This window comes from Streptomyces sp. NPDC055239 (assembly GCF_053606205.1).
This window is the reverse complement of sequence record NZ_JBSGRD010000032.1, coordinates 1-5,497: the sequence shown is the minus strand read 5'-3', so window position 1 is coordinate 5,497 and position 5,497 is coordinate 1. Positions and strand designations below refer to the sequence as shown.

Here is a 5,497-nt window from a genome sequence, read left to right as displayed (position 1 = left end):
CATAAAACGCCGTCACAAACGCCACCGGCACCGAAGCAGCCTCAACAAACGACCACCCCACCGGAACCCCCACCACCACCCGCTCATCCACCACGGTGAACGAGCCGAACCACTCGCCGCCCAGCCCCATGACGCGGTCACCGACGGCCACATTCGTCACACCGGAGCCGATCTCAGTAACCACGCCGGCGCCCTCGCTGCCCATCCGCGCGTTCTCCGCGTCCGGATACGTGCCCAATGAGATGAGCGCGTCACGGAAGTTGATGCCCGCTGCTCGGATCTCGATCCGTACGTCGCGTTCGCCGAGCGGCCGGGTCGCCGCCGTCGACGGCACCGGGGTGAGCCCGTCGAGGGCGGCTCCCGGGGTGGTCCGCAGCTGCCACGCTCCGTCGGGAAGCTCCAGATCATCCGGCACCGCGCCAAGCTGCGGGACGGAGATCTCGCCTCGCCGGAGGGCAAGTTGGGGTTCACCGGTGCCAAGGGCGGAGGGCAGGGCGGCGAGCGAGGCCGGGTCGTGGTCGAGGTCGGCCAGGACGAATCGGCCGGGGTGTTCCGCCTGCGCGGATCGCACCAGACCCCATACGGGCGTGGCGGCCAGGCCCGGCACGCCCTCGCCCGCCCCGGCGGCCACGGCTCCCCGAGTGACCAGCACCAGCTTGGCCCCGGTGCGGGCCAACGCCTCGTCGGCAAGCCAGGACTGCACGAGGGCCAGCGCGCGGCCGGCGGCGCCCAGGGCCTCCTGGGCCGTGTCCCCCTCGGCTTCGGAATGGACCGTCGGGTCGTCCTGGGCGATGCCCGTCAGCACGTACGCCGGCGTCGGACACCGGTTGTCGGCCAGTTGCTCGGCGAGGGTGGTCAGATCGTCGTGGCGTGACACGATCCCGTCGAGCCCGGGACCGAGGTCGTCCGGGCCGACGAGCGCGAGGACCGGGGCAGTTGCGGCGAGCTGCGCGTCAGCGGCCGGTACCGGTACGGGGGTCCAGTTCACGCGGTGCAGCGTGCCCCCACCGGCCTTACCGCCCAACCCATCGCCGGTCGTCGCGCCGGCGTCGTGCACAGGCCGGGTCACCAGGGCCTCGGCCGATGCCACCGGCCGACCGCTGTGGTCGGTCACGAGTAGCGACATTCCACCGCCGGTGATCGGCGTCAGGCGTACGCGCAGGCGCGAGGCGCCGGTGGCGTACAGGGACACGCCGGTCCACAGGAACGGCAGTCCGACGGAGGTGAGATCGTCCGTGCGGGCCGACCAGGCGTGCAGGGCTGCGTCCAGCAGCGCCGGGTGCAGACCGAAACCGTCGGCGGACTGACGCGCCTCGTCGGGCAGGGCGACCTCGGCGTAGGTCTCGTCGCCTTGGATCCAGACAGTTGTGAGGCCACGGAAGGCGGGCCCGTAGGTCAGTCCGGCGGTGGCGAGTCGCTCGTACAACTCACTCGTGTCGACCTGTCGGGCGCCGTCGGCGGGGGGCCAGGCGTCGAGTCCGGCGGGTTCGGGGTGGTCGCCGGCGGCTGCGAGGGTGGCGCGGGCGTGCCGTGCCCAGACGCCCTCGGTGTCGCAGACGTACACGCCGACGGCCCGGCGGCCGTCGGCGTCCTCGGGACCGCCCACCGTGATCTGGACGCTCAGGGGGCCACCGTCCGCGGGCAGCACGATCGGGGTTTCGATGCTGAGTTCTTCGAGCCGGTCACAGCCGACGGCATCGCCCGCACGCAGCACGGTCTCGACGAGGGCGGTGCCCGGGACGATCGCCCGGTCCGCGACCGTGTGGTCGGCGAGCCACGGGTGGGTGCGCAGTGACCAGCGGCCGGTGAACAGGTGACCGTCGCAGTCGGGCAGGGGCACGCCTGCGTCGAGCAGCGGATGCCCGACGGGTTCCATGCCGGTGCCGATGGCGTCGGCGGCGACGGGCGTGGCGGAGTCGAGCCAGTGGCGGCGCCGCTGGAAGGCGTACGTCGGCAGGTCGACGCGGTGCGCGCCGGTCGCGTCGAACACGCGGGCCCAGTCAACCGGTGTCCCGGCGACGTGGGCCTCGGCGAGGGACCTGAGCAGCCGGGGTTCGCCGGCGTCGTCGCGGCGCAGCGTCCCGACGACCGATACCTCGCTGCCGTGGTCCTCGGCGGTCCGCTCCACGCCGGGGGTGAGCACCGGGTGGGGGCTGATTTCGACGAAGTGACGGAATCCCGCTTCGAGCAGGACGCGCACGGTGTCCTCGAAGCGCACGAGGGAGCGGAGATTGCGGTACCAGTAGCCGGCGTCCAGCGTGGTCGTGTCGGCCTTCTCGGCGGTCACCGTGGAGTAGAACGGCACGTCGGAGGGGCGTGGGGACACGCCGGACGCGGCCTTCTCGACGCCGGCCCGGATCTCTTCCACGTGTGCCGAGTGGGAGGCGTAGTCGACCGGGATGCGGCGGGCCCGCACGCCGTCGGCGTCGTATGCGGCGACCAGTTCGTCCAGCGCGTCGGCGTCGCCGGAGACCACGATGTGCGCGGGTCCGTTGACCGCGGCGACGGACAGGGCGCCTCGGTGGGAGTCGACGACGCGGCGTACGTCGTCCGCCGGTGCCGTGACCGAGGCCATGCCGCCGCCGCGTCCGGCGAGCGCCGTCAGTGCCCGGCTGCGCAGGGCGACGACCCGCGCCCCGTCCTCCAGGGTCAGCGCGCCCGCCACCACGGCGGCGGCGATCTCGCCCTGCGAATGACCCACGATCGCGGCCGGACGGACGCCATAGGACTCCCACACCGCGGCCAGCGACACCATCACGGCCCACAGCGCGGGCTGGACGACCTCCACCCGCTCCAACGCCGCTTCGTCCCGCAGTGCTTGCAGCAGGGGAACGTCGAGATGGGGCGCGAGCGCTGCGGCGCACTCGTCCATCCGTTGGGCGAACACCGGTGAGTCGTCGAGCAGTTCCACCGCCATGCCGGTCCACTGCGAGCCCTGCCCCGGGAAGACGAAGACGGGGCCGATGCCGTCGTGGACTGTGCCGGAGACGAGTTCGACGGGTTCTTCGCCCGAGGCGTACTGCCTCAACAGGCGGGCGCCGTCGGCACGTTCCTGGGTGAGGAGCACGGCCCGGTGGTCGAAGGCGGTGCGGGCGGTGGCCAGAGTGAGGCCCATGTCGACGGGTGACTGGCCGGGGTGCAGTTCGGTGTGGGCGGCGAGCCGCCCGGCCTGGTTGCGCAGCGCTGCGGCGGACTTGGCCGAGAGGACCCAGGGCACCGACGGAAGTGTCCGGGCAGTCTCCACGACCGCCGCCTCGTCGGCTCGAGTCTCTTCATCGGCCTGTGTCTCTTCGACGGCCGGGGCTTCTTCGAGGATGACGTGGGCGTTGGTGCCACTGACGCCGAACGACGACACTCCGGCGCGGCGCGGCCGTTCGCCCCGGGGCCAGGGGACGGATCGAGTGAGGAGGCGCAGGGTACCGGCGGACCAGTCGACATGCGGTGACGGCTCGTCGGCGTGCAGGGTGCGCGGCAACTCCTGGTTGCGCAGGGCCAGTACGGTCTTCAGGATGCCCGCGGCGCCGGCGGCGGCCTGGGTGTGCCCGATGTTCGACTTCACCGACCCCAGCCACAACGGCCGCTCGGCATCACGACCCTGCCCGTACGTGGCCAGCAACGCCCCGGCCTCGATCGGGTCACCCAGCTGCGTACCCGTACCGTGCGCCTCCACCACGTCCACGTCCGACGCGTCCAGACCCGCGTCCGCCAACGCCGCCCGGATGACCTGTTGTTGCGCCGGCCCGTTGGGAGAGGAGAGCCCGCTGCTGGCGCCGTCCTGGTTGACGGCCGTGCCGCGGACGACGGCGAGGACGCGGTGTCCGTTGCGCCTGGCGTCGGAGAGCCGTTCGAGGCAGATCATGCCGGCGCCCTCCGCCGGGCCGAAACCGTCGGCGGCGGCGGAGAAGGGCTTGCACCGGCCGTCGGCGGCCAGGCCGCGCTGACGGCTGAACCCCATGAAAGTGCCCAGGGTGGGCATGACGGTGACGCCGCCGGTGAGGGCGAGGTCGCACTCGCCCTGGCGGAGCGAGCGCACGGCCAGGTGCAAGGCGACCAGCGAGGACGAACAGGCCGTGTCCACGGTGACGGCCGGCCCATGGAGCCCGAGCGTGTAGGCGATGCGGCCGGAGACGACGCTGGTGGTGGTGCCGGTCATCAGGTGACCTTCGAGGCCGCCGGCGACGTCCAGGCGCGGCCCGTAGTCGAGCGCGACGGCGCCGACGAACACGCCTGCGGTACGGCCCTTCAGGGAGGCGGGGGCGATGCCTGCCCGTTCGACGGCTTCCCACGACGCTTCGAGGAGCAGGCGCTGCTGGGGATCCATCGCGTCGGCCTCACGCGGCGAGATCCCGAAGAAGTCGGCGTCGAAGTCGCCCGCGTCGTGCAGGAACCCGCCCTCTCGGACGTAGGTGCGTCCGGGCACGTCCGGGTCGGCGTCATAGAGGGCCTCGGTGTCCCAGCCCCGGTCGCCGGGAAACGGGGTGATGGCGTCGGCGCCGTCCCGGACGAGATGCCAGAGCTCCTCGGGGGTAGTGACGCCGCCGGGGAAGCGGCAGGCCATGCCGACGACAGCGATCGGTTCGTGGGCCGCGGCCTCGATCTCGCGCATCCGTTCCCGGGTGTGGTGCAGATCGGCGGTCACCCGGCGCAGGTAGCCGAGCAGCTTTTCGTCTTCCGGCATCAGGGCCTCACATGCTCTTGCTGCGGTATCAGAGGGGCGTACGGCGCACGAACAGGCCGCCGGGGCGGGGACGTGTGCCGGTGGCGGTCAGTTCGAACCGAATTCCCGGTCGATGAAGTCGAAGAGCTCATCGGCGTCGGCCGACTCCAGGTGGCCGGACACCTCATCGGCTCCGGCCTCGGAGACGGTTGCCGCAGCGCGGGCGGCGTCCGTCCTTCGATCCGGTACGGCGTCCGCCGGTGCGTCGCCGCTCTGGTCCGGTGCCAGCGCTTCCGCGAGGTACCGAGCGAGACGAGTGGCGTCGGGATAGTCGAAGACCAGGGTGGCGGGCAGGGGCAGGCCGGTCTCGGTCCTGAGCCGGTTGCGCAGTTCGACGGCGGTGAGCGAGTCGAGGCCGAGGTCCAGGAATCCCCGTTCGGTGGGGATCGCGGTGGCCGATTCGTGCCCCAGCACGGTCGCCGCGTGCTCCCGCACCGTGCGCAGCACCAGCTGGTTCCGTTTCGCGTCGCCCAGTCCCTCGAGTCGCGCGGGCAGCGAAGGTCCGTCCGACTGCCGACGTTCCTCGACGGAGGCAACGGTGCGGCGACGCAGAGGGCCCGATGTGCGTGCGTGGTCCCGCAGCATGGGCTGGGCGGCACCGCCCTCGGCCAAGGTCTGCGGGTCGAGGCGGGCGGCCACGACCAGGCTGTCTGCCGACCGTTCGGCGGCGTCGAAGAGTCGTAGCCCGTCCTCGTTGGACATCGGCAGCACACCCATCCGACGCATCCGCGCCAGATCCGCCCGCTCCAAACCCCCCGTCATCACACTCCGCTCCTCCCA

The 5,497-nt window shown here is 72.3% G+C and carries 2 protein-coding genes; both read right to left on the bottom strand.

Features of this window, described 5'->3' with window-relative positions:
* Nucleotides 1-4,678 (bottom strand): beta-ketoacyl synthase N-terminal-like domain-containing protein (locus ACWFRJ_RS44490; RefSeq protein ID WP_453544805.1); only part of this gene is annotated, 4,678 nt, incomplete at its 3' end.
* A gap of 87 nt (nt 4,679-4,765) precedes the next feature.
* Nucleotides 4,766-5,497 (bottom strand): beta-ketoacyl reductase (locus ACWFRJ_RS44485; RefSeq protein WP_453544803.1); only part of this gene is annotated, 732 nt, incomplete at its 5' end.